Raw genomic sequence first — 24,719 nt, 5'->3', positions numbered from 1 at the left:
GGCGGTATGACGATCAAGGGTGTGCTCTTTGACTTCTCCGGGACGCTGCTGCGCATCGAATCGCCGGAGAGCTGGCTGCGCGCGACGCTCGCGGAGACCGGAACGCGGCTCCCGGAGGCGGAGACCGTCCGTCTCGCGGCGGAGCTGGGCCGGGCGGGCGCGCTGCCCGGCGGCCCCTCGCCGGAGCGGCTGCCGCCCGGCCTGGCCGCCCTCTGGGAGGTCCGGGACCGCAGCGCGGACCGGCACCGCGAGCTGTACACCGGCCTCGCCCGGCAGGTGCCGCTGCCCGACGACCGGCTGTACGACGCGCTGTACGAGCGCCACAAGACCGCCGCCGCGTGGGCGCCGTACCCGGACGCCGCCGAGGTCCTGGGCGGGCTCCGGCAGCGCGGTATCCGCGTCGGCGTGGTCAGCAACATCGGCTGGGACCTGCGCCCGGTGCTCCGCGCCCACGGCCTCGACCGCTTCGTCGACAGCTACGTCCTGTCGTACGAGCACGGCATGCAGAAGCCGGACCTGCGGCTCTTCGAGATCGCGTGCGAGGAGCTGGGGCTGGCGCCCACCGACGTGCTGATGGTGGGCGACGACCGGACGGCGGACGGTGCGGCGACGGCCCTGGGCTGCGCGTACCTGCCCGTCGACCACGTGCCGGTGACCGAGCGCCCGGACGGCCTGCGCCCCGCGCTCGGCCTGGCCGACTGACCCGCCTCCCCTACGGCCGCACCACGTCCGTGTGGATCGCCAGCTTGAACTGCGCGTGCGTGATCGCGGTCGGCACCTTGGCGTCCCCCGGTCCGCGCGCGGAGATCTTCAGCCCGAGCGGCGTGCCCCGGTGGACGAACAGCTGCCACATGTACGTCTTGTACTGGCCGCCGCCGGTCTTCCACGTGTCGGTGGTGGCCGTCGAGTCGTATCCGGGCCCGAGCGGATCGCGCACGAACCGGGCCCGGTACTCGTTCGGCCGGTCGTCCGTGTCCCAGAACACCATCGCGGACAGCACGCCCCAGCCCTCGTGGCTCGGCCAGATCAGCCCCGACCGCGCGTCGGGGAACGTGGACGGCGTGCCGCCCCCGTTGGCCGGATCGTGCATCTTCCACGGGTCGTAGGACTCGGCGTCCGCCGCGTACGGGAAGCGCACGAGGTGGTAGCCGTCGCTGTCGTACGAGATCTTCTGCGTCCCCGCCCCGTGCTTCGCCGCGTCCCAGAGCAACGAACACACCGCTACGGACATGGGCCCCTCCCCCAACTCCCGGTCCGCGGGACCCCGTCGGCCCCGCCGGTTCCATTGCGCCACAGGTTTCGCGGGACCGGTAGACGGCGGACGCGGGGCGGCGGAGGGGCACGGCGGGGTCAGCTGACCCCCACCGCCGCCAGCGCGGCCCGCTGAACGGCTGTGATCTCGGTCGGGAAGTACACGTAACAGATTCCGCCGGTGCCGCTGACGACCTTGCCCTCGGCGTTCTTGCGCTTGGTGCGGAGCCAGATGTTCTCGAACTGGCGGCGTTTGTAGACGCGGCGGACGGCGGCGTTGGCGGGCGAGTTGGGGTCGTTGGCGATCACGTCGCCGGCCTTGGTGAAACCGATGACGGTCATCAGGTGGCCGGCCGTGCCGTAGCCCGCGCCGGTCAGTTCGGCCGCCAGGAAGGACTGCGAGGTGATGACCGGGATGCCGGCGCGGATCAGGGTCTCGGCGTCGGAGAGGGTGCCGAGGCGGGTGACGGCGGCCTCCATGTCGCGGTAGGTGGCCGCGTAGGCGGTGTTGAAGGGCCAGTTGCCGCAGCCCTGGTACTGGTAGTCGTAGGTGAAGCGGGCGGCGTGGCAGACCTGGGGGTCGGCGTAGGCCGGGTTGACCCAGGCCAGGTCGGCGGCGGTGGGTTTGCGGCCCCAGTACTCGATGATCATCTGGGAGGAGGTGGGGCTGCACCACGCCTCGCCGCCGTTGTCGTACTCGGGGTACTGGCCCTTGTGGATCTCCTGCGAATAGCGCGGCACGGTGAGTTCGCGGCCGGTCGCGACGCCCGGCTTGGAGGCCGGCACGTCGAAGCGGTCGGGGACGGCCGACCCCATCAGACCCAGGCGCCACACGGTGGGGGTGAGGGTGGTGCCGGGCTTGCGGTGGAGGGTGACGCGCAGCTCGTAGGAGGACAGCCGCAGACCGCTCGCCGGGTTGTCGATGGCGAAGGTGTCGGTGGAGATGTTGCTCCTGCCGTCCTTCTGGCCGTCGACGGACGTACGGCGGATGTCGCCGTCACCGGCGGCCCAGCGGCCCATCACGTACCACGGGGTGCGCCCGCCGTCGCTGTACGTGCCGCGCATCTCGACGGTGATCCAGGTGCCGGCCGGGGTGTGGGCGTTCCAGGAGACGACGGCTTCCGTGGACGGGACCTTCAGGGTGCGGGCCGGGGAGGTCCAGACCGCGTACTCCCAGGTGGCGGTGGTGCCGGTGTGCGGGTCGCGGTACTCGGCCGAGCCGGCGGGGCGGTCGATGACCACCCCGGGGCGGCCCCCGTTCACCACGCGGGTGCCGTTCGCGACGCCCTGTTTCCAGTCGGCTGCGGTGTGCCAGGCCCGGTAGTCCACGAGACGCTTCGCCTTCGGTGCGGCGGACGGTACGGAAGGGGAGGCGGCGAGCGCCGACGGGGCGGCCGCGCCCGCCGCTGCGGCGAGGGCGGCGGCCAGAACGGTACGCCGGGGCGTGGGTCTGTTCATCGGTGGGTCCCCCAGTCGGTTGCGATGGAGTGAGCCGGCGGAACGGTGGAGCGGTCGGGCGGGCGGCCGGTGGGGCCGGGCCGCCGGTCGGGCGGGGAGCGGACGGTGCGGTGGGCCGGGCACGGGCGGTCCGGGGGCTGCCCGTACGGCGGCCGTGGCTCAACTATTGCCCCGCGCACGCCCTTCGGCCAGCGGTTCGTCGCGCGTCGCGGAAGGGATCATCTGATTGCGGCAGCCGGGGGGCGCCCGGGGCGGGGTGCGCGGCCGGGACGCCCCCGGGCCGGAAGCCCCGTACCGGTAATCTTGCCGCGTTCCATCAGCCCCGTCAGACAGGCAGCAGCGTGAGTCAAGAGCCGTTCCGGCCGTTCCCGTCCGGGGCGGCGCCGTCCCGCGTGCCGGACGGGCTGGACGCCCTCGCCGCCCGGCTGCGCGCGCTGCCCCCGTCCTGCGGCCCGGTGCGGCTGATCGCGGTGGACGGGCACGCCGGGTCCGGGAAGAGCACCTTCGCGCGGCACCTGGCCGCGGCGCTGGACCACGCGCCGGTCGTCCAGCTGGACGACATCGCCACCCACGACGAACTGTTCGCCTGGACGGACCGGTTCCGGGCCGAGGTGCTGGCGCCGCTGTCGCGCGGGGAGCGCGCGCGGTACCGGGTGTACGACTGGGAGCGCAGGGAGTTCACCGCGCGCCGGGAGCTGGAACCGGCGCACGCCGTCGTCGTGGAGGGTGTGGGCGCGGGCCGGCGCGCCCTGCGCCCGTACCTCGCGTGCCTGCTGTGGATGGACCTGACGGCTGGTCACTCCTGGGAACGGGGACGGCTGCGGGACGGACCGGCCCTCGAAGGGTTCTGGGATGACTGGATCCCTGCGGAACGCGCCCATTTCGCGGCGGACCCCACGCGTCCGCACGCCGGCCTGCTGGTGCGCGGGTGCGCCGAGGGGTACGAGGTGCTGCCGGGGCCGGGTGAGGCGGGCGGTACCCCCTGAATTGTCACCGTCCGTGACGAACCACCGGCCGTACGCAGATCGTCGCCGTGCGCGTACCACCGACTGCCTCAACTCGGCTTGACCTGGGGGGCGTACAGGTCTTACGTTCTCAATGTGCGGTTCTGACGGACCGCCCGCAGACGCGAAGCCCCCGGTTGTTCCCCCGTGATCGGGGGCTTCGTTCTGTGCCGCGCGCTCGGCGCACGGCACAGGCCGTCCGTCCCTCACCCTATGTCACCGCTTCCTTCGCGCCGCGGAGCCTCGTCTTCCCCCCTGCCGCCCTCTTCGGCCTGCGCCGATACCGCAGGTACGATGCGAGTCCGTGCCACCGAAGGACGCACATCGAAGAGCCCGGACGGCGAGCAACGCCCGTCCACGGTACGACGGTTCGAACACGCTGCGGCCTGGCACTCGCCCGGCGGCACACCACGGGGGACGTTTTGTGGGGGACGTGATGGATTTCGGCACCCAGGGCACACACGCCCCGGCCGAACTCGCCTGGCTGCGCGCGGTGGACGCCTACACGGTGGGCGCGTACCCGCAGGCGGAGGAGGAGTTCCGGGCCGCGGTGCGGATGGATCCGACGATGGCCGACGGCTGGCTCGGCCTGCACGCGCTGCGTGCGGACACCTCGACCGCGCTGCTGCGCATGCACCGGCACCGTGATCGTTTCGGGGAACAGCGGGCCAGGCACCGGCGCACGCTCAATTCCTGGTACTGGCTGGGCTGGTGGGTGCAGCCGGTGCTGGAGACCGGCCGCGACCTGCTGCTGGCGCACGCCTCGCACTGGCTCGACGGCCGCCATGTGGCCGAGCTGGACCAGGCGTTGGCGGGCTGCCCGCCGGTGGACACCGACCCGCAGGTGCGCTTCCTGCACGCCTGCCGCGCCTATCTCGTCAAGGACTGGGACCAGCTCGTCCGACATACCGAGCCGCTGCTGGACGACCCGCTGCTCGGCATCGAGGCCGGACTGTTCGGCGGCATGGCGCGGGTGCGCCAGGAGATGTACGGCCAGGCCGAGCCGCTGCTGGCGGCCGCCCTGATGCGCTGCCGCAGCGAACAGCCGCAGCGCAAGGAGCTGCGGTACTGGCTCGCCCGGGCCCACGAGGGCACCGGCCGCAGCGCGGCGGCGCTGCCGCTGTACCGCGCGGTGCACCGCGTGGACCCGGCGTTCATGGACACCTCGGCCCGGCTGGCGGCCATAGCCGAGGGCGACGGCCTGGAGGAGGGCGCCGACCTGGCGGCCGTGTCCGCCTCCGGCCTCGGCCAGGAGGCGGGCGGCGATCTCGACCCGCTCTCCCCGCTCGATCCGGTGGACGGGCGGGAGCTGCTGGCCACGACCGAGCCGGAGGGCCCGGACAGTGACCTGGCGGGCGGCTCCCCGGGGGACGCCGGTCCGGCCGTACGGGAGAAGGCCGCGCTCGGCGGGCCGCGCGGCGCCGACCAGCTGCCGGCCGGCCCGTCCGACCCGGTGCTGCTGGAGAAGGCGCTCGCCGAGCTGGAGCGGATGGTCGGGCTGGAGCCGGTGAAGCGTCAGGTCAGGGCGCTGTCGGCGCAGTTGCGGATGGCGCGGTTGCGGGCGGGCCAGGGCCTTCCGGTGCAGCCGCCGAAACGACACTTCGTCTTCTCCGGGCCCTCCGGCACGGGCAAGACCACCGTGGCCCGGATACTCGGCCGGGTGTTCTACGCGCTCGGCCTGCTGGGCGGCGACCACCTCGTGGAGGCACAACGCGCCGACCTGGTCGGCGAGTTCCTGGGGCAGACCGCCGTGAAGGCGAACGAGCTGATCGACTCGGCGCTGGGCGGGGTGCTGTTCGTGGACGAGGCGTACAGCCTGTCGAACTCCGCGTACAGCAAGGGCGACGCGTACGGCGACGAGGCCCTGCAAGTGCTGCTCAAGCGGGCCGAGGACAACCGTGACCGGCTCGTCGTCATCCTCGCCGGCTACCCGGAGGGCATGGACCGCCTGCTGGCCGCCAACCCCGGCCTGTCCTCCCGCTTCACCTCGCGCGTCGACTTCCCGAGCTACCGGCCGCCGGAGCTGACCGCCATCGGCGAGGTGCTGGCCGCCGAGAACGGCGACCACTGGGACGAGGAGTCGCTGGAGGAGCTGCGCAGCATCAGCGGCCATGTGGTCGAGCAGGGCTGGATCGACGAGCTGGGCAACGGCCGCTTCCTGCGCACCCTGTACGAGAAGAGCTGCGCCTACCGCGACCTGCGGCTGTCCACCTGGTCCGGCACCCCGTCCCGCGACGACCTGGCCACCTTGCGCCTGCCGGACCTGATGCAGGCGTACGGCGAGGTCCTCTCCGGCCGCGGCCCGGCCGTCGGACCGGGCCCGGACATGCCGCCGCCGCTCTGACGCCACCGGGCGCCCGGCATCGCGGGCGCCCTAGGCCCCGCCCTCGAAGCCTGCCAGCAGTGCCCGTACGGCGTGATCGAAGCGCGCCGCGTCGTCGGCCCCGTGGCCGCCCCGCCCGGCCTCCACGAGCAGCGGGAAGCGGTCCGCGTCCAACTGCGCAAGGTACGCCGTTGAGCCGGGCGCGCCCTGCTCGTTGACGCGGGCGGTGGCCGCTTCGACGGCGGCGTGGCCGATGACGAAGACGGTGAGCGCGTTCAGTACGTCCAGCGCCCGGCCGAGCGGGAATCCGGCGTCCCGGAGCATCCGCAGGCCGCTCTCCACCGCGCCGAGGGTCTGCGGCGTCACCGCGGGGCGGCTCATCGCCAGGGGCAGTACGGCGGGGTGGCGCAGCAGCGTGCGGCGCAGCGACCCGGCGTACTGCTCCAGCGCGGGCCGCCAGCGCGCGCCGTCGGCGGTGAGCGGCGCCGCCTGCTCGAACACCCGCTCCACCAGGCCGTCCAGCAACGCGTCCTTGTTCGGGACGTAGTGATAGAGCGTCATGGCCTCGACGCCGAGGTCGGCGCCGAGGCGGCGCATCGAGAGGGCGGCGAGGCCGTCGCGGTCGACCAGCGCGAGTGCCGCGTCCAGCACCCGCTGCCGGGACAGCCCCGCCCGTTCGCCCCGCGCCCGCTTCCGCCCCTCGGCCACGTCCACCCCTCCTTGACTTTCTTACGGCGTAAGGGCGATTCTACCCGGCAGTTCGTTACTTACAGCGTAAGAAAAGAGAGGCGCCGGGGCATGGACACGACCCGCACGGACCGGAACAAGCAGCTCGTCACCGGCCTGTTCGCGGCGATCAACGCACGGCGGACGGCGGATCTGCCGGCGTACCTCGCGGCGGACGTGATCGACCACAACAAGATCATCCATGGCGAGCCGGACGCGCCGGGCGCCGCCTTCGACGGCTTCCGGCAGCAGCTCGACGCCTTCTCCGCGGTGCGGACGGAGCCGCGCGAGCTGATCGCCGAAGGCGACCGCGTGGTGGCCCGGCTGCTGGTCAGCGGGGTGCACACGGGGGCACACCCGCGGATGCCGCGGCCCACCGGCCGGCGGTTCGCGGTGGAGCAGATATAGATCTTCACCGTACGGGCCGGGAAGATCACGGAAATCCGGGCGGTCAGCGACCGCCTGGGCATGTTCGCGCAGCTCGGCTGGGACTGGCCGGAAACGGCGTGAGCCCGCGGACCGGCCGCGGGCTCACCCCTTCCGTCACGGGCGGCTCACCCCGCCAGCGCCCGGTCCTCCCGGGCGGGGCCCGGCTCGCCGCGCGGCCCGGACAGCCGGTCGCCCGGCCCCTCGGAGAGCCCCGGTGTCTCGGAGAGCCCCGGCACCTCGGGGACCCGGGTGCCCTGCGCGCCGAACGCCGCCACGGGCGGCAGATCGTCCTGCCGGTGCGACGGGTCGCGCACCTCCCCCACCAGCTTCTCCAGTACGTCCTCCAGCGCGACCAGGCCCAGCACCCGCCCGGTCGCGTCGGCGACGGCGGCCAGGTGGGAAGCGGACCGGCGCATCGCGGTCAGCGCGTCGTCCAGGGGGAGTTCGGCGCGCAGCGTCGTCATCGGGTGCCAGATGTGCTGCGGCACCGCGCGGTCGCCCTCCTCCAGGTCCAGTACGTCCTTGACGTGCAGGTAGCCCATGTACGCGCCGCCGGGCGCGGACACCGGGAAACGGGAGTAGCCGGTCTTGACGGTCAGCTCCTCGACCTGCCGCGGGGTGACCGCCGGACCGACCGTGACCAGCCCGGCCGGGTCCAGGAGCACGTCGGTGACCGGGCGGCTGCCCAGCTCCAGCGCGTCGGACAGGCGCTCCTGCTCGGCCGGGGCCAGCAGCCCGGCCTGCTTGGAGTCCTCGACGAGGTGGGTGAGCTGTTCGCTCGTGAAGACCGCCTCCACCTCGTCCTTCGGCTCGACACGGAACAGCCGCAGCACACCGCGCGCGCACGCCCCGAGCAGGGCGGTGACCGGGCGGCACAGGCGGGCGAAGGCGACCAGGCCCGGACTGAACCACAGCGCGGTCTTCTCCGGCGCGGCCATCGCCAGGTTCTTCGGCACCATCTCGCCGATGACCAGGTGGAGGAAGACCACCGCGGCCAGGGCGATGACGTAGCCGAGCGGGTGGATCAGCGGCTCCGGCAGGTGGGCCGCGTGGAAGAGGGGCTCCAGGAGGCGGGCCACGGTCGGTTCGGCGACCGCGCCGAGCGTCAGGGAGCAGACGGTGATGCCGAACTGGGCCGCCGCCATCATCTGCGGCAGGTTCTCCAGGCCGTGCAGCACCTTGCGGGCCCGCTTGGAGCCCGCGGTGGCCAGCGGCTCGATCTGGCTGCGGCGCACCGAGACGAGCGCGAACTCGGCGCCCACGAAGAAGCCGTTGACCAGGACCAGGAAGGCGGCGAACAGGAGCTGGAGGAAACTCACCGGGCCACCTCCGCGAGCAGCGGGGCGGGGGCGGCGGCGCCGGCCGTCCGTATGATCCGGACCCGTGCGGCGCGGTGGTGGGACACCAGCCGCACCCGCAGCCGCCAGCCGTCCAGCTCGGCGGTGTCGCCGGGGGCGGGCACCCGCCCGAGTATGTGCGCGACCAGTCCGGCCACGGTCTCGTACGGGCCGTCGGGCGCGTCCAGGCCGATCCGGCGCAGCGTGTCGACCCGGCAGCCGCCGTCCGCGTCCCAGGCCGGACGGCCGTCCTCGGGCGGCGCCTGCGCCAGCTCGGGCAGGGCCGCCCGGTCGTGCTCGTCGCGGACCTCGCCGACCAGTTCCTCGACGATGTCCTCCAGGGTGACCACGCCCGCCGTGCCGCCGTACTCGTCGACGACCACGGCTATCGGCTGCTCGCTGCGCAGCCGCTCCAGCAGCGGCTGCACCGGCAGCGTCTCGGGCACCAGGAGCGGCGGTACGGCGATCCGCCCGGCGGGGGTGCGCAGCCGCTCGTGCTCGGGCACCGCGAGGGCGTCCTTGAGGTGCACCATGCCCACCACCTCGTCGAGCCGGGTGCGGTAGACGGGAAAGCGGGACAGGCCGGTGGCGCGGGTGAGGTTGAGGACGTCCTCGGCGGTCGCGGACGCCTGGAGGGCGCTGACCCGTACCCGCGGGGTCATCACGTTCTCGGCGGTCAGCCCGCCGAGGGAGAGGGTGCGCACGAACAGGTCGGCGGTGTCCTGCTCGATCACCCCGGCGCGGGCCGAGTGGTGGGCGAGCGAGACCAGTTCGCCGGGGGTGCGGGCGGAGGCCAGCTCGTCGGTCGGCTCCACGCCCAGGGCCCGGACGAGCCGGTTGGCGACCGTGTTCAGCAGGGAGATCACCGGGCGGAAGAACCGCGAGAAGGCGCCCTGCGGACCCGCGACGAAGCGGGCGACCTGGAGCGGCTTGGAGACCGCCCAGTTCTTGGGCACCAGCTCGCCGAGGACCATCTGCACGGCGGAGGCCAAAAGCATCCCGATGACGACGGCGATGCCCGGTACGGCGCCGGCCGGCAGCCCCACGGCGGTCAGCGGCGCGGACAGCAGATGGGCCAGGGCGGGCTCGGCGAGCATGCCGACCACCAGGGAGGTGATGGTGATGCCGAGCTGGGTGCCGGAGAGCTGGAAGGAGAGTTCGCGCAGCGCGGAGACGACGGTGCGGGCGCGCCGGTCGCCCTCGGCGGCGGCCCGTTCGGCCTCCGCCTTCTCCACGGTCACCAGGCCGAATTCGGCGGCGACGAAGAATCCGTTGGCGAGGATCAGGACGAGTGCCGCCGCAAGCAGCAGCAGACTGGCGGTCATGCCGCCGCCTCCGTGCGGGAGCGGAAGGCCCGCGGATGCGGGGGTTCCGCGGGAGGGGCGGCGCAGGTACTACCGGACGATCCGTCCATTGCTGGAGGGAGTCACTCCTCAGGTCGCTGGGGCCCCGGGCCGGGGCGGGGCGCGGGCGCGCCCTGGGCACCAGGGTAATCAGCCGGGCCCCGGTGCGGGCAGGTCACCCGTTGGGCTGACTGCCCGTGCCGTGGCTGTCGGCGAGCGCGCGGAGCGTACGGGCGTCCCGGATCGCCTGGTCGCGCGCGATGCCGGGCTGGATGCCCATCGCGGGCAGGCTGGTGCCGTCGGCCAGGTCGAGGTGCACCCACGGGTCGCCCTGGCGCAGGTTGACGCGAAGCACCTGGGCCCAGGCCAGCTCGCGCTTGGTGGTGAGGTTGACGACCGTGACGCCCTTCTGGTGGGCGACCACCTTGGGGCGGGCGAGCAGCAGGAGCACGCCGAGCACGAGCAGCCCCGTGAACACGAAGCTGATCCGCTCGCCGGGGCCCAGCTTCGGCAGCAGCACGGCGATCACCGTGAGCACGGCGAGCTGGGCGATGCCGACGCCGTACAGCACGGCCCGGGTGCGGGCGGGCCGGAACGTCACCGGGAGGGCGGGCAGGGGCGTGGATGCGGGCGCGGACACGTCGCTGGGCTCTTTCGTACGGGCCGCCGGCGCGGGCCGGCGGCGGAGGCGGCCGCCGCCCGTCGGCGGCGGCCGGACCGCCGGGTCAGAGGCGGCAGGCGTGGATGCCGGTGGTCAGGATGGCGCGGGCGCCGAGCTCGTACAGCTCGTCCATGATGCGCTGGGCGTCCTTGGCGGGGACCATCGAGCGGACCGCGACCCAGCCCTCGTGGTGCAGCGGGGAGACGGTCGGCGACTCCAGGCCCGGGGTGAGGGCGACGGCCTTCTCGACGTGCTCGACGCGGATGTCGTAGTCCATCATCACGTAGCGCCGGGCGACCAGGACACCCTGCATGCGGCGCAGGAACTGGCGGACCTTCGGGTCGTCCTCGGGCGCGTCCTTGCCGCGGATGACGACCGCCTCGGACTTCAGGATCGGCTCGCCGATGATCTCCAGGCCGGCGTTGCGCAGGGTGGTGCCGGTCTCCACCACATCGGCGATGATCTCGGCGACGCCGAGCTGGATGGCGGTCTCCACCGCGCCGTCGAGGTGGACGACGGAGGCGTTCACGCCGTTGTCGGCGAGGTGCTTGGTGACCAGGCCGGAGAAGGAGGTGGCGACCGTCATGCCGTCGAAGTCGGTGACCTCCTTCGCCGTGCCCGGACGGGTGGCGTAGCGGAAGGTCGAGCCGGCGAAGCCGAGCTGCATGATCTCCTCGGCCTGCGCGCCGGAGTCCAGCAGCAGGTCCCGGCCGGTGATGCCGATGTCCAGCTTGCCGGAGCCGACGTAGACCGCGATGTCGCGCGGGCGCAGGAAGAAGAACTCGACCTCGTTCTCCGCGTCGACCAGGACCAGTTCCCTGCGGTCCTTGCGCTGGCGGTAGCCGGCCTCATGGAGCATCGCCGACGCAGGCTCGGACAGTGAACCCTTGTTCGGGACGGCGATGCGCAGCATGAGAGGTGACTTCCTTCGTACGAGGGGTGACAGGGAAAGGGGTGGTGCGGGGTGAGCCGGGCGGCTCAGAGGTGGGCGTAGACGTCGTCGAGGGTCAGGCCCTTGGCGACCATCATCACCTGAAGGTGGTACAGGAGCTGGGAGATCTCCTCGGCGGCGGCCTCGTCGGATTCGTACTCCGCGGCCATCCACACCTCGGCGGCCTCCTCGACGACCTTCTTGCCGATCGCATGCACGCCGGACTGGACCAGTTCGGCGGTGCGGGAGGTGGCGGGGTCGCCGGAGGCCTTCTGCTGGAGCTCGGTGAACAGCTCCTCGAACGTCTTCTTGGACATGATGGGCCCCACCCTACGCGGTCGCGGAGCGCCGCTCAGCGCCAGGGCTCGGCGACGGTGCGCAGCGTCGCGGCGGTGGCGACGGCGGCGGTCACCGCCTCGTGGCCCTTGTCCTCGGTGGAGCCGAAGATCCCGGCCCGGTCCAGCGCCTGCTCCTCGGTGTCGCAGGTCAGCACGCCGAACCCGATCGGTACCCCGGTGTCCACGCTGACCTGGGTCAGGCCCTGGGTGACGCCCTGGCACACGTAGTCGAAGTGCGGGGTGCCGCCGCGGATGACGACGCCGAGCGCCACGATCGCGTCGTAGCCGCGGCCGGCCAGCACCTTGGCGACCACCGGCAGCTCGAAGCTGCCGGGCACGCGCAGCAGCGTCGGCTCGTCGATGCCCAGCTCGGACAGGGCGCGCAGGGCCCCGTCCACCAGGCCGTCCATCACCTTCTCGTGCCACTGGGCGGCGACGACGGCCACCCGCAGGTCGCCACAGTTCTTCACGGACAGTTCGGGTGCGCCTTTGCCGCTCACGGCTCTCCTCGTGGTGTTCGGGTACGTAACGGGTGGGACGGCCGGGGGTCCGGCCGGGGTGTGGGTGCTACTGGTTGCCGCAGGCCGACGCGCGCTCCGCGTCGAGCCAGGGCAGGTCGTGCCCCATCCGGTCCCGCTTGGTACGCAGGTACCGCAGGTTGTGTTCGCCCGCCTGTACGGGCATCGGCTCGCGGCCGGTGACCTTGAGCCCGTACCGGACGAGCGCCTCGGTCTTCTCCGGGTTGTTGGTCATCAGCCGCAGCGACCGCACGCCGAGGTCGGCCAGCATCTGGGCGCCCGCGCCGTAGTCCCGGGCGTCGGCGGGCAGGCCCAGCTCCAGGTTGGCGTCGAGGGTGTCGCGGCCGCGCTCCTGGAGCTCGTACGCGCGCAGCTTGGACAGCAGCCCGATGCCGCGCCCCTCGTGGCCGCGCAGGTAGATCACCACGCCGCGGCCCGCCTCCTGGACGCGGCGCAGCGACTCCTCCAGCTGGGGGCCGCAGTCGCAGCGCAGCGAGTGGAAGATGTCGCCGGTCAGGCACTCCGAATGGACCCGTACGAGGACGTCCTCGCCGTCGCCGATCTCCCCGGCCACCAGCGCGACGTGCTCGACGCCGTCGACGGTCGAGCGGTAGCCGTACGCGGTGAACTCGCCGTGGCGGGTGGGCAGCCGGGTGGTCGCCTCGCGGCGGACCGTCGGCTCCGAGCTGCGGCGGTAGGCGATCAGGTCCTCGATGGAGATGATCGACAGGCCGTGCTTGCGGGCGAACGGCACCAGCTCGGGCAGCCGCAGCATCGTGCCGTCCTCACCGGCGATCTCCACGATCGCGGCGGCGGGCCGCAGCCCGGCCAGCCGGGCGAGGTCCACGCCGGCCTCGGTGTGGCCGTTGCGCTCCAGCACACCGCCGTCGCGGGCGCGCAGCGGGAAGATGTGTCCCGGCCGTACGAAGTCGGCGGGGGCGGCCTCGCCGGAGGCGAGCAGGCGCAGGGTGGTGGCGCGGTCGGCGGCGGAGATGCCGGTGGTCACGCCGTGCGCGGCGCTCGCGTCGACGGAGACGGTGAACGCCGTGCGCATCGACTCGGTGTTGTGCTCGACCATCTGCGGCAGCGCCAGGCGGTCCAGCTCGGCACCGTCCATGGGGGCGCAGATCAGACCGCGGCACTCGCTCATCATGAAGGCGAGGATTTCCGGGGTGGCCCGTTCGGCGGCCACCACGAGGTCGCCCTCGTTCTCCCGGCTCTCGTCGTCCACGACCACGACCGGACGGCCCGCGGCGATGTCGGCGACGGCCTGCTCGACGGGGTCCAGGGCCAGGGCGGCGTCAGGGGCCACCGCGCCCTCGTGGTCGTACCAGCTCTGCAGTGCGGTCATGCCGCCGCTCCTTCCAGGACGGGCTGCGGATTCGTACGGGAACGCAGCCACCAGTCGCGCATGCCCCACAGGACGAGGCCGAGATAGACGACGTAGACCAGGCCGGAGAAGGCCAGGCCGCTGCTGAAGGCCAGGGGGACGCCCACGATGTCGACGAGCAGCCAGGCGAACCAGAACTCGACCAGGCCGCGGGCCTGGGCGACCATCGCCGCCAGGGTGCCGACGAAGATGTACGCGTCGGGCCAGGGGTTCCAGGACAGCTGCGGGACGAGGGCGAACAGCGAGCCGACGGCGACGGTGCCGGCGGCGGTGCCCGCGATGAGCAGGATCCGCTCGCGCCAGGTGGCGAAGCGCACGGCGATGGAGCCGTCCTGGGCCTGCCGCCGGCCGCGCTGCCACTGCCGCCAGCCCCACAGCGCCACGCCGATGACCAGCAGTTGCTTGCCGACGCCGCCGCTGAGGTGGGCGTAGGCGTACGCGGAGACGAGGATCAGGCCGGAGAGGAACTGGGCGGGCCAGGTCCATATGGAGCGCCGCCAGCCGAAGGCGAGGGCGGCCAGGCCGATGCTGTTGCCGATCATGTCGGACCAGATGACCTGCTGCCCGAACGCGGTGAAGGCCGGGGCGTTCAGCCAGTCGAGGGGGTTCACCGCAGGCTCTCTTCCACGGCCGCGGCGGCCGTCCCGGCGCTCCGGCCCTGGTCCAGCAGCCGTTCCACGTACTTCGCCAGCACGTCGACCTCCAGGTTGACCGGGTCGCCGGGCTGCTTGGTGCCGAGGGTGGTCAGGGCGAGGGTGGTGGGGATCAGGCTGATGGTGAAGAAGTCGTCGGCCGCCTCGACCACGGTCAGGCTGACGCCGTCGACGGTGATGGAGCCTTTCTCCACGACGTAACGGGAGAGGTGGGCGGGCAGCGCGACCTTCACGATCTCCCAGTGCTCCCCGGGCGTCCGCGAGACGATCGTGCCGGTGCCGTCCACATGGCCCTGGACGAGGTGGCCGCCCAGACGCCCGCCGAGCGCCATCGGCCGTTCGAGGTTGACGCGGGAGCCCGCGGCCAGGGCGCCGAGGCTGGAGCGGTTGAGCGTCTCGGCCATCACATCGGCGGTGAAGGTGCCGTCGCCGGTGTCCACGACGGTCAGACAGACGCCGTTGACGGCGATCGAGTCGCCGTGCTTCGCGTCCTGAGTGACGAGCGGGCCGCGCAGGGTGAACCGGGAGCTGTCGCCGAGGTGCTCGACGGCGGCGACCTCACCCAGTTCTTCGACGATTCCGGTGAACACGTCAGTTCTCCTCGTTCAGGGCGTGGCGGGCCGGGACGGCGGTGATCCGCAGGTCGGGGCCGAGCCGGTCGGTGGCGGTCACATCGAGGCGCAACGCCTGGTCGATCGTGCCGATTCCGGCGTCGCCGAGGGCGGCGGGACCGGCGCCGAGCAGGACGGGCGCGAGATAGCCGACGACCTTGTCCACGGCGTGCGCGGCCAAGAAGGAACCGGCCAGGGTCGGGCCGCCTTCCAGGAGCACGGACCGCACGTCGCGTGCGTACAGGGCGTCGAGCAGGGCGGGGATGTGCAGTCCGGTGCCGCCGGCGGTGCGCGGCAGGCGGACGATCGGTGCGAGTCCTTCGAGGTGGGCGGCGTCGGCGTCCTCGGCGACCGCGATCAGGGTGGGCGCGGTGCCGTCCAGGACACGGGCGCCGGGCTTGACGACGGCGGCGCCGGTGTCGACCACGACCCGCAGCGGCTGGCTGACCTCGGCGTCCGTCAGGCCCGCGAGCCGGGCGCCCAGGTGCGGGTCGTCGGCGCGGGCGGTGCCGGAGCCGACGATCACCGCGTCCGCCTGGGCGCGCAGCCGGTGCACGTCGGCGCGGGACTCGGCCGAGCTGATCCAGCGGCTGGTGCCGTCGGCGGCGGCGATCCGGCCGTCGAGGGTGGCGGCGTACTTCCACAGGACGAACGGTCGGCGGCGCAGTACGGCGGTCAGCCACGCCTCGTTGCCGGCCGCGGCCTCGTCGGCGAGCAGCCCGCCCTCGACCTCGATCCCGGCCTCGGCGAGGGTGGTGGAGCCGCCGGTGGCGGTGGGGTTGGGGTCCGGGACGGCGTAGTGCACCCGGGCGATGCCCGCCTCGATGAGGGCCTGCGCGCACGGGCCGGTGCGGCCGGTGTGGTTGCAGGGTTCCAGGGTGACGAAGGCGGTGCCGCCGCGGGCCCGGTCGCCCGCCTCGCGCAGCGCGTTGACCTCGGCGTGCGGACCGCCGGCGCGCTCGTGCCAGCCCTCCCCCACGATGTGCCCGGCGGCGTCCAGGACGACACAGCCGACGACGGGATTGGGGCTGGTGTGCCCGAGACCGCGGGCGGCAAGCTGGATGGCTCGGCGCATCGCCGCGGTCTGCGCGGGTGCTGGGGTGGCCACCGGGTCCTCCTGCCTGTGAAGGCACGGACTCCGGGGCTGTCACGCAGGACAGGAAAACGGGAACGGAACAACGGGGACACCGAGGCCGGAAAGGGGGCCGCCACGCGTGTACGCGAGGACGACCGCCGGCGGCGGTGTACCGCTGCTCGCCCGCCGCGCACTGCCTCCCATCCGGACTTTAACCGTCGGTGCAGGAATTCCACCTGCTCAACCGACCGCTGGAGGCGGCCGGGTCGCGGACTGTTACCGCCGGTTCGGACTTTCACCGACCCCGGAGTGCGCTGCGTATGTCAATTCAGTACGGCTTCAGTCTGCCACGTCTGATCGTCGGCCATGCGAACGGCGGCCTGTGGGGTGCCTCACAGGCCGTCGCGCGTCTGTGACGCTCCGGCCCGCCGTGCGTCTGTCACGTTCCGGTCCGGCGTCCGGTCGGCACGGTGCCGGGCCTCGTGGATCCGTCCGGCAGGCACGGCGCCGGACCCCGAGGGCTCGCCCGGCCGGCACGGCGCCGGACCTCGCGGATCCGTCCCGACGCCCCTCCCCTGCCTGCCCCTGCCCGCCCCTACCTGCGAGGACTGATCGCGATGACGACGATTCTGGTGACCGGCGGCACCGGCACGCTCGGCCGCGCCGTGGTCGAGCGGCTGCTCGCCGGCGGCCATGACGTCCGCAGCCTCAGCCGCCGCCCCCGCACCGGCGCCGAGCGGCCCCGGCTCGACTCGTACGCGGTGGACCTGCGCGACGGCTCGGGGCTGGCCCCGGCGCTGGCGGGCGTGCACACAGTGATCCACTGCGCGTCGTCGCCGACCGGCGACACCGAGGCGGCGGGGCGGCTCATCCAGGCGGCGTCGGCGGCCGGGGTGCGGCATCTGGTCTACATCTCCATCGTCGGCGTGGACCGCGTACCGCTGGGCTACTACCGCGCCAAGCGCGACGTGGAACGGCTGGTCGCGGACTCCGGCCTGGGCTGGACCGTGCTGCGCACCACCCAGTTCCACGATCTCGTGCTGCGGATGGTCAAGGCCGGGGCGCGGCTACCGGTGATCCCGGTGCCGGCCGGTGTCCGGCTCCAGCCGGTGGACGTACGCGAGGTCGCCGACCGGCTGGTCGCGCTGGCCACCGGCGAACCGGCGGGCCGGGTGCCGGACATGGGCGGCCCGGAGGCCCGTAGCGCCCACGCCCTCGTACGGGACACGCTGCGGGCCGGCGGGCGGCGGCGCCTGCTCGTACCGGTCTGGCTGCCGGGCAGGCTGTTCGGCGCCCTGCGGCGGGGCGGGAACCTGGCGCTCGACCACGCGGACGGGACGGTGGGGTACGGGGACTTCCTGGCGGAGCGCGGTGGGAAGGTCGGGGAGACGGCCGCGGGACGGTAGGCGGCCGGACACCGGCCCCGCTTTCCGCTCCGCTCGCCGCCCCGCTCAGGCCGCTGGCCCCCACAGGTCGCCCTGCGCGGCGTCCATCGCGGCGAGCACCGCGCCGCGCAGCACCGCCCGGCCGCCGACCGTGCCCGCGCGCACCTCGGTGTGCAGCGGGGACATCCGGGCGAGGTGATCCGCGACCCGCTCGGCCAGCGCGTCGCCGCCCGCGCGGCCGGTCTCGCCGCCGAGGACGACACAGCCGGGGTCCAGTACGGCGCAGACGGCCGCGGCCCCGAGGGCGATCCGGGCGGCCAGCGCGTCCAGGAAGGCGGCACCGGCCCCGCCCGCGCGGACGGCGGCGCGGACCAGCGCCTCGGCGGGGGGCGCACCGGGGTCGGCGGGTTCGGGCTGTTCCGCCCCCCGTCCCGCCTCGATCCCGTGCTCGGCGGCCAGTTCGCACACCGCCGCCGAACCCGCCAGCGAGTGGAAGCCGCCGTCGCAGCCCGCGGCGGTGGGCAGTCCGCCCGTACCCGGTACGGGCAGAAAGCCGATCTCGCCGGTGCCGCCCGAGGCGCCGCGCCGCAGCCGGCCGTCCAGGACGACGGCGGCGCCGGTGCCGTGGCCGAGCCAGAGCAGGACGAAGGTGTCGCGGTCGCGCGCGGCGCCGTCACGCTGCTCGGCGATGGCGGCGAGGTTGACCTCGTTCTCCAGCAGGACGGGCGCCGCGGACAACGCGCCGAGCGCCGTGACGAGCGCGGCGTGCCAGGCGGGCACCCATGCGGTGCCGCGGAACCGTCCGGTGGCCGGGTCGACCAGGCCGGGCGCGCCGACGGCGACGGCGTGCGGCGCCGCCGCCCCGGCCGCGGCGAGCAGTTTCTCCAGGGCGGCGACGCCGTTCGCCGCCGCCTGCTCGGGGTCGGTGTCCGGGCCGGCCGGGACGGCGGTCTCGGCCTGCACCCGGCCGAGCAGGTCGGCGACCGCGACCGTGGCACTGTCCGTACGCAGGTCCACCGCGGCCAGGTGGGCCCGGTCGGCGACGATCCCGTACAGCCGGGCGTTGGGCCCGCGCCGCCGCGCGCCGGACTCGCCGACCACCGCGATCAGCCCGGCTGCCTGGAGGCGCTCGACGAGGTCGGCGACGGTCGGCCGGGACAGCCCGGTGCCCGCCTTCAGCTCCCCCGCGGTCAACGGGCCTTCGGTGTGCAGGAGTTGGAGGGCCAGACGGTCGTTGATCGCCCGTGCGGTGCTGGGTGAGGCGGTGCGCGGGGTGGCGCGTGCGGGGGCGGGTGCGGTGGCGCGTACGGAGGCCGGCGCGGGGCCCGATGCGGTGGCGCGTACGGAGGCCGACGCAGGGCCCGACGCGGCGGCGCGTACAGCGGCCGGCGCGGTGACCGGTTCGGTGTCCGGCGCGGTAGCCGGTCCGGTGTCCGGCGCGGTAGCCGGTTCGGTGACCGGTGCGGTGGCACGTACGGCGGCCGGTGCGGCGGGGCGGCCGGGGGCGGTTCCGCGCGTCTCGTCCATGACCGGATCCTTCCAGACCCCTCCGGGCGGGCAGCACTGCGGTGCGGTGCGGTGCGCACGGACCGGAGGAATCTTCTTTTTATCAGGCAGGGTTCCTGATAATTTAACGCGCATGGATGGCACCGGCGTTCCCGACGCGGCTCCCGCGGCCGCCCCACCCCCCGAACCGGCCTCCGGCCGGCGCTTCACCCCGGCCCGGCTCCGCCGCGCCCGCTGGTCCGTGGCCGCGGTCTTCCTCGTACACGGCTCGGTGGCCGGCAGCTTCGCCACCCGCGTCCCCTGGATCCAGGACCACGCCCGGATCAGCGCCGGCCAGCTGGGACTGGCCCTCGCCTTCCCGGCGATCGGCGCGTTCCTCGCCATGCCCCTGGCCGGCCGGATCAGCCATCGCCTGGGCGCCCGCACCGCCCTGCGTCTCCTGCTCGCCCTCTGGACGCTCTCCCTCGCCCTGCCCGCCCTCTCCCCCAACCTGTACGGCCTGTGCGGCGCCCTGCTGGTGTACGGCGCGACCTCGGGCACAGCGGACGTGGCGATGAACGCGCTGGGGGTGGAGACCGAGAACCGGCTCGGCAAACCGATCATGTCGGGGCTGCACGGCATGTGGAGCGTGGGCGCCCTGCTCGGCTCGGCGGCCGGTACGGCCGCCGCGCACGCCGCCACCGACGCGCGGCTGCACCTGGCCGTCGCCGCGCTGGTCTCCACCACGCTGGGCGCCCTGGCCTGCCGGGGCGTGCTGGACCTGCGGCGCGCCGCCGACGAGCACCCGCCGCCGCGCTTCGCGCTGCCCCCGAAGTCCGCGCTGATCATCGGCGCGGTCGGGTTCTGCGCGGTGTTCGCGGAGGGCGCCAGCCTGGACTGGTCGGCGGTCTACCTGCGCGACGTGCTCGGCACCGACGCGGGCCTGGCGGCGGCCTCGACCACCGCCATGACCTGCACCATGGCCGTGGCCCGGCTGGCGGGGGACGCGGTGGTCGCCCGGTTCGGGCCGGTCCGCACCGTACGGGCCAGTGGCGCGCTGGCGACGGCGGGCGGCCTGCTGATCGTGCTGGCCCGGCACCCGGCGATGGCGGTGGCCGGGTTCGGGCTGATCGGACTGGGCATCGCGGTCGTGGTGCCGCTGGCGTTCGCCGCGGCGGGACGCAGCGGCCCGGCGCCCAGCCAGGCCATCGCGGGCGTCGCCACCGTCACGTACACCTCCAGCCTGATCGCCCCGTCCGCCATCGGTTCGATCGCCCAGGCCACCTCACTGACCGGCTCGTTCGTCCTGGTCACGGCGCTGGCCTGCGGACTGGTCCTGGGCGCCGGGGTACTACGGGCGCCGGGCCGGGACGCTAGGGCTCCCGAAGCCGTACCGACCGGCAACCTGGACCGGTGAACCCGACGACTCAGGCGGCCTGCGCCTCCGGATGCAGCAGCTCCGCGGCTATCTCGCGGGCGCGCTCCGACCAGGGCGTGGGCCGCAGCGCCTGCGGGTCGACGCGCACCAGCACACGGTGGCCGCGCGCGTAGGTCTGCTCCCCGTCGGCCGAGCAGAGCCGGAAGCCGTACGTCAGCCCGGTCCGCCCCAGCCGCTCGACCCACAGGTGGGCGGCGTAGTACCCGGGCCGCGTGACCGGCTGCTCGTACGAGACCTTCATCTCCTTGATCACGTTGCACATGTCCCCGGCCGCGGCCCAGTCCCCGTCGAACCCGAACCCACGACCGTGCCAGAACTCGGCCCAGGCCCGCTCGACGAGCAGCGGATACCGGGAGTTGTGCAGCATCCCGAGCGCGTCGAGATCGTCGAAGTGCACGGTAACGGGAACCAGCTGTCCATACGGGACGGCCGGGGCGGCCTCAAGGGCTTCGACGCTCACGGGGTGCTGCTCCTGGTTCTGTGGCGGGCGGCGGCGCGGCGGGCGCCACCCGACGCTGTTGCTGTTGATCGTTCAAGAAGTGAACCCAGCCATCGTAAGCGGGAGCTTCGAGTGCTGCGGGGGCCGGGGCGGGCGGCGCCTGCCGCAGCGCGGTCCGCGGGCCACGAACGGCCTTGCCCCAGACGCCGAGAAATCCGGCGACCGGTCCAAAGCCGTGGACTGCGGGGTTCTCATCGGCCGGCATCCCGACCACGGTCATCCGGCCGACGCCCACCGGAAGCGAGGCCACACGATGATTCCCGGGTAGGCGGAGAAGGCCGTCACCGTCGGAGGCGACCTGCTTTCGGCGAGTAAAGCTTGTCCCGCATAAGGGTGTGAACTGGGGGTTTGCCTCACGGTACGGTCGCCGGGTGGAGTCGGAGAGGTTGGGCGAGTGCCCCTTGCACGGGGCCGGAGAGCGTCCTGAGTACCTGGTCGGGCGGCGTCTTGAGCAGGTGGTCGCTTCGTGGCACCGGTACGGCGCGGAGGCTCCGTCCGGCCCGTTGGACGTGTGGCTGATCGACAGCGAGAAGGTCGCCACGCACGTCACTACCGGTGCGGACTGGTGCCTGACCGTGGAGGTGTCGGCCCCCTCCGAGGGGTACGACATGGCGGAGTGGGGACACATCGAGGTGGCGCCGATCAGCAGCGGGACCCCGTTCGCGGACCATCTCGGCGAGACGGTACTGGCGGTCAGCGAAGAAGGAGACCCGGACACCGGGCGGCTCGCGCTGGAGATCACCTTTGGCTCAGGCCGCGTCCGGTGCGAAACCTGGTCCGGGGATCTTCACCTGTCCAGCAAGTGATCACCACGTCAGCATCTGCGGGAACCGTGTGAGGACCTCACCGTAACCGGTGTGACCGCGGCGTCGCAGCCGTCCTGGACAGCCCCGTCCACCGGGCTGCGCCCGCGCTGTTTCGGCGAGCTGGTGACGATGCTGCGGCGCGAAGGCGCGGATGCGGCCCGCCGGGGCCGACCGCGGTGCCTGCCGCTGGAGGACCACGTGCTGCTGGCCGCAGCGTACTGGCGCACAAACTCGACACTGCACCGGCTCGCCCCGCTCTTCGGCGTCTCCAAGTCCGCGGCCGGCCGCATCGTTCACCACCTCGGCCCCCTCGTTGCGCTCGGTTCCGCGCGGACACCGCGCTCGCGCTACTCGTCGTCGTGGTCGGCCGGCCACTGCCCGGCAACCGCAACGACTGCAGGGCATGGGCTCTGCCCGGAGCCAAGAACGCCGTCGGCCGCACCACAGTGATCGCCACAGTGATCGCCGACGGCGGCTACCGGGGACCGGACTGCCGTCCCACACCGCCGCGAAGGCGGGCAGAACGACCGGCCGCCTGGAAGGAAGAACACAACACTTCCCACCGCAGGATCCGCGCCCGCGTCGAGCACGCCTTCGATCGTTTACAGGACCGGCCTTAGCCCGCTCCAGGGCCGCTTACCCCAGCGGCCCGTCAGGTTACCCGGCAGCGATCCATCAGGCCTTCACTCCGAGGCCCCGCCCCCGCCCGGACGGTCGTAATCACTCGTACCACCGTCCAGCAGCTGCCCTTCCCGCCGCTTCGACGCCTGCGAAAGCCAGCGCAGTACGTGGTAACCCGTGAGCACGATCAATGTGCCCAGCGCGATGCCGCTCAGTTCGAAGTGGTCGGTGAATTTGAGCGATACCCCGCCGATGCCGACGATGACGCCGGCGGCGGTCGGCACCAGGTTGAGGGGCTGGGCGAAGTCGACCTTGTTGCGTACCCAGATCTGCGCGCCGAGCAGGCCGATCATGCCGTAGAGGATGACGGTGATGCCGCCGAGGACGCCGCCGGGGATCGCGGCCACCACCGCGCCGAATTTCGGGCACAGGCCGAAGAGCAGCGCGAAACCGGCCGCCGCCCAGTAGGCGGCGGTGGAGTAGACGCGGGTCGCGGCCATCACGCCGATGTTCTCCGCGTACGTGGTGGTGGCCGGTCCGCCGACCGCGGTCGACAGCATGGTGGCGGTGCCGTCCGCGACGATGGCCGTGCCCAGTTTGTCGTCCAGGGTGTCGCCGGTCATTTCGCCGACCGCCTTCACGTGCCCGGCGTTCTCGGCGACCAGCGCGACCAATACGGGCAGGGCGACCAGAATGGCCGACGCGGAAAAGGTGGGGGCGTGCAGGTTGGGCAGGCCGATCCAGTCCGCTTTGGCGACGCCGGAGAAGTCGATGCGCCAGTGGTCGACGACCTGGCCGGCCCCGTTCGCCGAATGGATCTTCCCTGTCGTCCGGTCCAGGACCCAGGAGAGTACGTAGCCGAAGACCAGACCGAGGAAAATCGCGATCCGCGACCAGAATCCCCGCAGCACCACGAGGGCCAGCCCGGTGAACAGCATGGTCGCGAGAGCGCTCCACTGGTCCTGCGGCCAGTAGGTGCCCGCCGCCACCGGAGCGAGGTTGAAGCCGATCAGCATGACCACGGCGCCGGTGACCACCGGCGGCAGCACCGCGTGGATCACCTTGGCGCCGAGGGCCTGGATGATGAGGCCGCAGACCGCCAGCGCGGCTCCGACCACGAGCAGTGCGCCGGTCAGGGTGCCGGCGTCGCCGCCTTGGCCGGCGATGACCGCCGACACGCCCACGAAGGACAGTGAAGAGCCCAGGTAGCTGGGGATGCGCCCGCGCGTCAGCAGCAGGAAGAGGATCGTGGCGACACCGGAGGCCATGAGGGCGAGGTTCGGGTCCAGGCCCATGAGCACCGGAGCCACGAAGCAGGCGCCGATCATCGAGACGACGTGCTGGGCGCCGAGGCCGATCGTCCGCCCCCAGTTCAGCCGCTCGTCCGGCTTCACCACCTCTCCCGGCCTCAGGTGTTTACCGTCGCCATGCAGCTTCCACCCGAAGCCCGCCATGATCACTCTCCAGCTGTTCGACGCCCCGCACGTCACAGGGCCGAAGTGATTAGTAGTTCAACACTTCGACGGGGGCAAACCGAGCCGGCCGGGCCCATGGCTGCCCTGGGCGGGTGAAAGAACGGTCGGCGGTCATACGGCGGGCATGATTCGCACGTTCGTTCGCATATGGCGCGTCGTACACGTCGCACGTACGCGTCACACACGTCGCACGCGTCGCACGCGTCGCACGCGTCGCACGCGTCGCACGCGTCGCACGCGTCGCACGGCCAAGGGGTGGCGCGCCCTGGAACCAGGGACGGCCACCCCGGGCCCCGGCTCAGCCGAGCTTCTTAACCGCCTCGTAGTAGGTCCACGCGAGCGCGTTGCACGAGGTCTTCTTGGCGCCGCTGTACTTGGCGCAGACCCGCTTGAGGTCTTCGTGGAGCGCGCTGTCCAGGCGCGGCTTGTTCGCCGGGAAAGTGCCGGCCTTCTTGTAGTTGCGGTAGCCGAAGTCGTGGCGGGCGCAGGACGTCTCGAAGGGGAAGCCGAAGGGGTTGTCGGGCGACTTGGAGCAGTAGTCCGTGCTCCAGTCGAAGCCGTACGCGGCCCACTTCGCCTGGTTGCCGCGGGCCGCGAGCCAGTTGCCGTAGCTGCCGGCGTCGGTCTGCGTCCAGCCGGCCAGCACCTTGGCCTTGTCGGCGGGGACGGCCTGGGCCGGAGCGGCGGCCGCCGCCAGCGCGGTGACGGTCATGGCCGAGGCGGACAGGGCTGCGGCGAGTCTTCGGGACATCCTTCAACCTCCGGGGACACGGCGGCCCTTCGGCAGGATCGGGCCGCCACTCGAAGGCTGAAAATAATCACTTCGGACGACTCGCGGTGGGGTTTTGGTTGAACAGTGATCAGCGGACGGGCGGCGCGCGGACAAGGGGGCGCGCCGCCGGTTACCCCGATCCGGTCATCCGCCGCCGGGCCGCCTCTGCCGTGTGTGCCCGGCTGTCACG

At 73.1% G+C, this 24,719-nt stretch carries 24 protein-coding genes, 1 pseudogene and 1 riboswitch; of the genes and pseudogenes, 8 read left to right on the top strand and 17 right to left on the bottom strand.

Features of this window, described 5'->3' with window-relative positions; genetic code table 11:
• The first annotated feature begins 6 nt into the window (after positions 1-6).
• Positions 7-702: an HAD family hydrolase gene (locus CP973_RS15315; RefSeq protein WP_150241054.1), complete on the top strand. Its 696-nt coding sequence runs from the start codon at positions 7-9 to the stop codon at positions 700-702.
• A gap of 10 nt (positions 703-712) precedes the next feature.
• Here the strand turns inward: CP973_RS15315 and CP973_RS15310 are convergent, their stop codons facing one another.
• Together CP973_RS15310 and CP973_RS15305 are read right to left on the bottom strand one after the other, a co-directional pair.
• Complete coding sequence (locus CP973_RS15310) at positions 713-1,231, bottom strand: hypothetical protein (RefSeq protein ID WP_150241053.1); 519 nt, start codon at positions 1,229-1,231, stop codon at positions 713-715.
• 119 nt (positions 1,232-1,350) lie between these two features.
• The gene (locus tag CP973_RS15305; protein WP_150241051.1) at positions 1,351-2,709 is read right to left on the bottom strand and encodes a peptidase C39 family protein; all 1,359 of its coding nucleotides are present in this window, start codon (positions 2,707-2,709) and stop codon (positions 1,351-1,353) included.
• Positions 2,710-3,101: 392 nt separating this feature from the next.
• Here CP973_RS15305 and CP973_RS15300 point away from each other — a divergent pair, with 392 nt between their 5' ends.
• Both CP973_RS15300 and CP973_RS15295 read left to right on the top strand, forming a co-directional pair.
• A complete protein-coding gene (locus CP973_RS15300; RefSeq protein ID WP_150243611.1) occupies positions 3,102-3,695 on the top strand; it encodes a uridine kinase family protein in 594 nt (197 codons plus the stop codon).
• 454 nt (positions 3,696-4,149) lie between these two features.
• On the top strand, positions 4,150-6,057 hold the full coding sequence (locus CP973_RS15295; RefSeq protein WP_150241050.1) for an AAA family ATPase: 1,908 nt from the start codon (positions 4,150-4,152) through the stop codon (positions 6,055-6,057).
• A 30-nt stretch (positions 6,058-6,087) separates the two neighbouring features.
• Here the strand turns inward: CP973_RS15295 and CP973_RS15290 are convergent, their stop codons facing one another.
• Positions 6,088-6,744, bottom strand: a complete 657-nt coding sequence (locus tag CP973_RS15290) for a TetR/AcrR family transcriptional regulator C-terminal domain-containing protein (protein WP_425281966.1) — start codon at positions 6,742-6,744, stop codon at positions 6,088-6,090.
• A gap of 90 nt (positions 6,745-6,834) precedes the next feature.
• Between CP973_RS15290 and CP973_RS15285 the strand changes: the two genes are divergently transcribed.
• A complete protein-coding gene (locus tag CP973_RS15285) occupies positions 6,835-7,170 on the top strand; it encodes an ester cyclase (protein ID WP_244409504.1) in 336 nt (111 codons plus the stop codon).
• A gap of 146 nt (positions 7,171-7,316) precedes the next feature.
• Here CP973_RS15285 and CP973_RS15280 read toward each other — a convergent pair whose 3' ends face one another.
• From CP973_RS15280 to ribD, 10 genes are all read right to left on the bottom strand, one after another.
• Positions 7,317-8,510, bottom strand: coding sequence for a hemolysin family protein (locus CP973_RS15280; RefSeq protein WP_150241046.1), 1,194 nt, complete (start codon positions 8,508-8,510; stop codon positions 7,317-7,319).
• Positions 8,507-9,853, bottom strand: a complete 1,347-nt coding sequence (locus CP973_RS15275) for a hemolysin family protein (protein WP_150241044.1) — start codon at positions 9,851-9,853, stop codon at positions 8,507-8,509. Before CP973_RS15275 ends, CP973_RS15280 begins: the two co-directional genes overlap by 4 nt.
• Positions 9,854-10,046: 193 nt before the next feature.
• Positions 10,047-10,511 (bottom strand): PH domain-containing protein, encoded by a 465-nt coding sequence (locus CP973_RS15270; protein WP_150241042.1) that lies wholly within the window; start codon positions 10,509-10,511, stop codon positions 10,047-10,049.
• 85 nt (positions 10,512-10,596) lie between these two features.
• Entirely contained in the window at positions 10,597-11,445 is an 849-nt protein-coding gene (hisG, locus tag CP973_RS15265; RefSeq protein ID WP_150241040.1) for an ATP phosphoribosyltransferase, read from the bottom strand.
• Positions 11,446-11,510: 65 nt separating this feature from the next.
• Positions 11,511-11,780 (bottom strand): phosphoribosyl-ATP diphosphatase, encoded by a 270-nt coding sequence (locus tag CP973_RS15260; RefSeq protein WP_150241038.1) that lies wholly within the window; start codon positions 11,778-11,780, stop codon positions 11,511-11,513.
• 35 nt (positions 11,781-11,815) lie between these two features.
• Positions 11,816-12,301 carry a 6,7-dimethyl-8-ribityllumazine synthase gene (gene ribH, locus CP973_RS15255; RefSeq protein ID WP_150241037.1) on the bottom strand — a complete coding sequence of 162 codons (486 nt, stop codon included), beginning with the start codon at positions 12,299-12,301 and terminating at the stop codon, positions 11,816-11,818.
• A gap of 67 nt (positions 12,302-12,368) precedes the next feature.
• Positions 12,369-13,670, bottom strand: coding sequence for a bifunctional 3,4-dihydroxy-2-butanone-4-phosphate synthase/GTP cyclohydrolase II (locus CP973_RS15250; RefSeq protein ID WP_150241035.1), 1,302 nt, complete (start codon positions 13,668-13,670; stop codon positions 12,369-12,371).
• The gene (locus CP973_RS15245; protein WP_150241033.1) at positions 13,667-14,320 is read right to left on the bottom strand and encodes a nicotinamide mononucleotide transporter family protein; all 654 of its coding nucleotides are present in this window, start codon (positions 14,318-14,320) and stop codon (positions 13,667-13,669) included. The genes CP973_RS15250 and CP973_RS15245 overlap by 4 nt, the downstream gene beginning before the upstream one ends.
• Positions 14,317-14,952 carry a riboflavin synthase gene (locus CP973_RS15240; protein ID WP_150241032.1) on the bottom strand — a complete coding sequence of 212 codons (636 nt, stop codon included), beginning with the start codon at positions 14,950-14,952 and terminating at the stop codon, positions 14,317-14,319. Before CP973_RS15240 ends, CP973_RS15245 begins: the two co-directional genes overlap by 4 nt.
• A 1-nt stretch (position 14,953) precedes the next feature.
• Entirely contained in the window at positions 14,954-16,081 is a 1,128-nt protein-coding gene (ribD, locus tag CP973_RS15235; protein ID WP_244409503.1) for a bifunctional diaminohydroxyphosphoribosylaminopyrimidine deaminase/5-amino-6-(5-phosphoribosylamino)uracil reductase RibD, read from the bottom strand.
• Positions 16,082-16,234: 153 nt separating this feature from the next.
• A riboswitch (FMN riboswitch) is annotated at positions 16,235-16,365 on the bottom strand.
• A gap of 300 nt (positions 16,366-16,665) precedes the next feature.
• On the opposite strand from ribD, the gene CP973_RS15230 reads away from it, so the two are divergent.
• Positions 16,666-17,454: an SDR family oxidoreductase gene (locus CP973_RS15230; RefSeq protein ID WP_150241030.1), complete on the top strand. Its 789-nt coding sequence runs from the start codon at positions 16,666-16,668 to the stop codon at positions 17,452-17,454.
• Between the two features lie 45 nt (positions 17,455-17,499).
• On the opposite strand, the gene CP973_RS15225 is transcribed toward CP973_RS15230, so the two are convergent.
• Complete coding sequence (locus CP973_RS15225) at positions 17,500-18,960, bottom strand: ROK family transcriptional regulator (protein WP_150241028.1); 1,461 nt, start codon at positions 18,958-18,960, stop codon at positions 17,500-17,502.
• Positions 18,961-19,072: 112 nt separating this feature from the next.
• On the opposite strand from CP973_RS15225, the gene CP973_RS15220 reads away from it, so the two are divergent.
• A complete protein-coding gene (locus tag CP973_RS15220; RefSeq protein ID WP_208853187.1) occupies positions 19,073-20,335 on the top strand; it encodes an MFS transporter in 1,263 nt (420 codons plus the stop codon).
• A gap of 10 nt (positions 20,336-20,345) precedes the next feature.
• Here the strand turns inward: CP973_RS15220 and CP973_RS15215 are convergent, their stop codons facing one another.
• Complete coding sequence (locus CP973_RS15215; protein WP_150241027.1) at positions 20,346-20,816, bottom strand: acyl-CoA thioesterase; 471 nt, start codon at positions 20,814-20,816, stop codon at positions 20,346-20,348.
• A 410-nt stretch (positions 20,817-21,226) separates the two neighbouring features.
• Here CP973_RS15215 and CP973_RS15210 point away from each other — a divergent pair, with 410 nt between their 5' ends.
• Both CP973_RS15210 and CP973_RS15205 read left to right on the top strand, forming a co-directional pair.
• Positions 21,227-21,661: a hypothetical protein gene (locus CP973_RS15210; protein ID WP_150241025.1), complete on the top strand. Its 435-nt coding sequence runs from the start codon at positions 21,227-21,229 to the stop codon at positions 21,659-21,661.
• A 15-nt stretch (positions 21,662-21,676) separates the two neighbouring features.
• Positions 21,677-22,221, top strand: a pseudogene (locus CP973_RS15205) (helix-turn-helix domain-containing protein); the annotation flags it as partial.
• A 123-nt stretch (positions 22,222-22,344) separates the two neighbouring features.
• Here the strand turns inward: CP973_RS15205 and CP973_RS15200 are convergent.
• Both CP973_RS15200 and CP973_RS15190 read right to left on the bottom strand, forming a co-directional pair.
• Complete coding sequence (locus tag CP973_RS15200; protein ID WP_150241023.1) at positions 22,345-23,736, bottom strand: uracil-xanthine permease family protein; 1,392 nt, start codon at positions 23,734-23,736, stop codon at positions 22,345-22,347.
• A gap of 319 nt (positions 23,737-24,055) precedes the next feature.
• A complete protein-coding gene (locus CP973_RS15190; RefSeq protein ID WP_150241021.1) occupies positions 24,056-24,508 on the bottom strand; it encodes a phospholipase in 453 nt (150 codons plus the stop codon).
• Positions 24,509-24,719 lie beyond the last annotated feature (211 nt).

The organism is Streptomyces albofaciens JCM 4342 (assembly GCF_008634025.1).
GTDB lineage: Bacteria > Actinomycetota > Actinomycetes > Streptomycetales > Streptomycetaceae > Streptomyces > Streptomyces albofaciens.
The sequence above is the reverse complement of the archived record's forward strand: the minus strand, read 5'-3'. Positions and strand labels throughout refer to the sequence as shown.